This window comes from Massilia sp. CT11-108 (genome assembly GCF_047302915.1).
In the GTDB taxonomy this organism is placed as follows: domain Bacteria; phylum Pseudomonadota; class Gammaproteobacteria; order Burkholderiales; family Burkholderiaceae_D; genus Telluria; species Telluria orientalis.
In genome coordinates this window covers 1-335 of record NZ_JBKYMO010001372.1, presented here as the reverse complement: position 1 = coordinate 335, position 335 = coordinate 1, and the positions used below count along the sequence as shown (strand labels likewise).

1 protein-coding gene is annotated in these 335 nt (G+C 72.5%); it reads right to left on the bottom strand.

Annotated elements, in window-relative coordinates; all coding sequences use genetic code 11:
* Positions 1-89: 89 nt before the first annotated feature.
* Positions 90-335 (bottom strand): 2-dehydro-3-deoxygalactonokinase (locus tag ACEN88_RS34850; protein ID WP_413346990.1); only part of this gene is annotated, 246 nt, incomplete at its 5' end.

Sequence of the window (335 nt, the reverse complement as noted above, 5' to 3'; positions counted from 1 at the left end):
CCAGCCGGCGTCGAACAGCACGCGGCCGACGGCACCGGCGTCGGCGGGATCGAGGCCTCGGAGGATCGCAACGAGGGGCAAGGCAAAATTCATGAAGGAATCCGGTCGAGGAAGCGCGCCAGCGCGGCGCAATACACGCGGTCAGGATCGAGGCCGGCCAGCGTGGTGCCGAAATGGCCGGCCGCACGCGCGTAGCGGGCCCGCAGCACGGGCGAGCCGATGCAGGTCGGGGGTACGACGCCACCCGTCAGTCCGACCGCGGCGACGAACTCCGTCCCGACGAGCAGGCCGCTGACGAACGAGCGCGCCTGCGCGGCCGGCTTGGCGCCCGAGAC